6 protein-coding genes are annotated in these 2,961 nt (G+C 38.6%); all 6 read right to left on the bottom strand.

What is annotated here, in order from left to right; all coding sequences use genetic code 11:
- On the bottom strand, positions 1-511 hold a 511-nt coding region (locus MRT15_RS09300; protein ID WP_304329812.1), incomplete at its 3' end, for a hypothetical protein.
- Positions 508-819, bottom strand: a complete 312-nt coding sequence (locus tag MRT15_RS09295; RefSeq protein ID WP_304329811.1) for a hypothetical protein — start codon at positions 817-819, stop codon at positions 508-510. The genes MRT15_RS09300 and MRT15_RS09295, both read right to left, overlap by 4 nt.
- Before the next feature lie 2 nt (positions 820-821).
- Positions 822-1,322 (bottom strand): hypothetical protein, encoded by a 501-nt coding sequence (locus tag MRT15_RS09290; protein WP_304329810.1) that lies wholly within the window; start codon positions 1,320-1,322, stop codon positions 822-824.
- On the bottom strand, positions 1,315-1,779 hold the full coding sequence (locus MRT15_RS09285; protein WP_304329809.1) for a hypothetical protein: 465 nt from the start codon (positions 1,777-1,779) through the stop codon (positions 1,315-1,317). The genes MRT15_RS09290 and MRT15_RS09285 overlap by 8 nt, the downstream gene beginning before the upstream one ends.
- 1 nt (position 1,780) lies before the next feature.
- A complete protein-coding gene (locus MRT15_RS09280; protein WP_304329808.1) occupies positions 1,781-1,948 on the bottom strand; it encodes a hypothetical protein in 168 nt (55 codons plus the stop codon).
- Between the two features lie 46 nt (positions 1,949-1,994).
- Positions 1,995-2,600, bottom strand: a complete 606-nt coding sequence (locus tag MRT15_RS09275; protein WP_304329807.1) for a hypothetical protein — start codon at positions 2,598-2,600, stop codon at positions 1,995-1,997.
- Positions 2,601-2,961 lie beyond the last annotated feature (361 nt).

The following is a 2,961-nucleotide window of genomic DNA, read 5'->3' as shown; positions in this document are numbered from 1 at the left end:
TAATATCGTAATTGCTTGATACTATAACGTCCCATATTGCTTCTGCCCATGCTTCTGCGAACAATAATGGTTTCTGGATAAAGTTCTGTATTGCTCCAATTAGAAAGTTGAAAGGTGGGATACTGCATATAACATTTAGATATGTGTTTATATCCTGGTGGAAAATTCCTTCATCATTCAGTTTCTTATGTTTATGCAAAAGTTCCCTTAAATAGTCTGACTTTTCCCAAAAAGATCTTATAACTGGATCATAAAACACTTGATGAAAACTTAAGCTTAAAATTAGGTTTGGATCAATAATGAAAATTTCCGCTAATAATGCTTGCTCTAACCATTGCCTATAATTCTCTAATTCATTGTAGCATTCACCGGACCAGGATATAAAACACATGAAGCTTAATTCTCCTATACGATCTCTAAAAAAGTCAATTATTTTAAATGGCTTATAAAAATACCAATCCTCAAAAATATGGAAAATTGAAGTTAATGAGCTTGTTGTTTTACTGCTCATAGCTTCATAAATGCCTCCTTCTTCTTAATTGTTGCATCTGCGAATGCTATGTATGCGATATTAAGCGGGTATGCGAGATATCCTGCTGGACTCTGGGCAAAATTCTTTAATGGTATAGCTAAGTTGCTTACGATCCATTGCTCATTTTCCTTTGCTAAATCCTTCTTTCCTTCCTTATACAATATCCATGAAGCCATTCCAGCTGTTTGTATTGCTTCTTCCATGATAAACATGAACATTCCACATGCTCCCCTTATGTCGCTAAAAATTTCAAAAGCTTCTTTACCTATACTTATGATCCATGACATAGCTATCTACCTGCAAATCTATATGGATTCGGTAAATAAAAGTCTTCTTTAAACATTAGTTCCTTTTTAAGCTTAAGCTTCGTTCTGATTATTATGTCTTCTTCTCTTTCCTCAAGTGTGATTGGCTCAATTTCTAAGCCCATATAATCTTTTAAAAGCTTCTCTAAGTTAAAGGTTAGACAACTCTTCATGAATATGCTTCTTATTCCTTGCTTCTGTAATTCTTGGGGGACCTCTTTCTCCCACCAGGATATTATTATGTCTGGGATAAGCTTAAGTAAGCGATATAAACAGTCGCATTGTTTGAAACGTAATCTCTGCTTATTCTGCCCAACTGTATTCTTTTTAGTGTTTGATTTTCTTCTCGTCTTGCCTATTGTTGGGCTTCCAATAGGACCTAAGCTTAAATCTAACTGCTTATAGATTTTGCTAACTTTGGTTCTCTTTCCAAAGCTTCCACTCTCTGGCTGAATACCAGGTATTTTGGGCTTTAATTTAACCATAACCACCATCTCCCCCATTCATGCGTGCGCATTCCGTTTTAGGAGGGGGGGTAGCCCTTGTGGCTGAAGGGGGGGATACTTCCCCCCCTCGGGTGTGAGTGGAAGGGGGGCTGTTGGGGGGATAGGAGAGTGGTCTCTTCTTCCCCCCAACGATAATATCTGATAAGCTTTTTGGGATTATTATTTTGAATTTTATGAGGCATATGGTTCCGTCTGGTGCGAGATATGAAAGATCATATTCTTGCCCATCCTTGTGGAGTGGTAATGGGGTTTTGGGGATTGTTGCGTATATGTGGTTGTAGTTTACTGTTGTTGTTATATGCTCTAGGATTAAGCGTAGTAAAATGGAGAAGTTCCTTAACCATTCGGGCTGTTTCCTTTGATCTGTTGGTATAAAAAAGAAGTTGAATTGTGGATCATTCGTAAACACTTGCTTCTTCCACTTACCTTTCGGCATACTACTCTTCACTTGTTTTCTTTCCTATTGTATATCCTGCTATTCCTGCGATTACTCCTACAACAGTGCTTAATAATGTTCCGTCTATGTTGAGGTATATAAGGGCTAAAGTTTCAAGCCATGTTATGCATATCATAGCTCCTATTTTTAAAGTTGTGCTTTCGTTCATATAGATCAACCACAATATAAAAAAAGATGAGTTTAGTATTTAAGGTTTAGCTGATAACGATCTTTGCTTCTTTTGCCAATCCAGTTGTATAGTCAGGCATCCACTTGGTTATCGCTTGATATCCTTTGGGGCTTGTATCCCCACTCTTCAACACCTTCTTATAAGCGAGGAATATGTAATAGGTTCCTGCTGTCCCTAGGGTTATGCTTACAGTCTTATCTGCTCCAGCCTCCAGTCCAGTCGCTGGAGTTTTGTCAATCCAATTGGTTCCATCAAAAACATATAATCCGGCATCTGCGATCGGTATTCCACACGTGTATGTTACTGTGAAGGGAACGTTTACACTCCCCGTGGCGGGGCAAGAGACTTTACTAAGTCTTCCAAACTTTGTGAATAGGTTATATCCTGATATCTGGTAGGGTAGGGCTGCTTTATTCCATGCAGCTTTGGCATCTGCGTCTCCCTTAATTGACTGCCACCTTTTAACTAGCTCCTTCAACACATTTCTGTTTGCTTGCTGTTTTAAGGTGCGTGGGTTTGCTGGTATTACATAGCTCCTAAAGTAACTTCTGCCTTTCCAGTTGCTGAAGACTACGCTATCACCTAAAGCATTTCTGGCATCTGTGAATAATGGGCTTATCCATTTTGGCATAGGAGGATCACTCCTACATATATCTAGGTTAACCTATATATTTAAACTTAATCATAATTGAGCTTTTACTCCATACTTTTAGATTATTTTTATATGTAAACCCCTCGCCCCCCCACAAATCAGTTCAATTAATTTTTATTAATATTTAGGTGAACCTATATATTACTCATCAATCTTAGGCAAAACTAACTACTCCCACGCATAACGATGTGGAATCGAACATGAAGCGAGGCGGGACTGGTCTTAATAAGAGAGGGACAAGCACAAGCCCCAAAAACGGTGCCGACTGCCCACCCCCCGATTTTCAAATTTACTGGTTTATTGTTCTATCGGTTCTGGAAAGATCTCAACATCTCCATGA

This window comes from Candidatus Culexarchaeum yellowstonense (assembly GCF_024707025.1).
Lineage (GTDB): Archaea > Thermoproteota > Methanomethylicia > Culexarchaeales > Culexarchaeaceae > Culexarchaeum.
The sequence above is the reverse complement of the archived record's forward strand: the minus strand, read 5'-3'. Positions and strand labels throughout refer to the sequence as shown.

Coding starts and splice junctions, on each gene's coding strand:
- MRT15_RS09295 (WP_304329811.1), bottom strand. CDS start 819: ATGTCATGGATCATAAGTATAGGTAAAGAAGCTTTTGAAATTTTTAGC.
- MRT15_RS09275 (WP_304329807.1), bottom strand. CDS start 2,600: ATGCCAAAATGGATAAGCCCATTATTCACAGATGCCAGAAATGCTTTA.
- MRT15_RS09285 (WP_304329809.1), bottom strand. CDS start 1,779: ATGCCGAAAGGTAAGTGGAAGAAGCAAGTGTTTACGAATGATCCACAA.
- MRT15_RS09290 (WP_304329810.1), bottom strand. CDS start 1,322: ATGGTTAAATTAAAGCCCAAAATACCTGGTATTCAGCCAGAGAGTGGA.
- MRT15_RS09280 (WP_304329808.1), bottom strand. CDS start 1,948: ATGAACGAAAGCACAACTTTAAAAATAGGAGCTATGATATGCATAACA.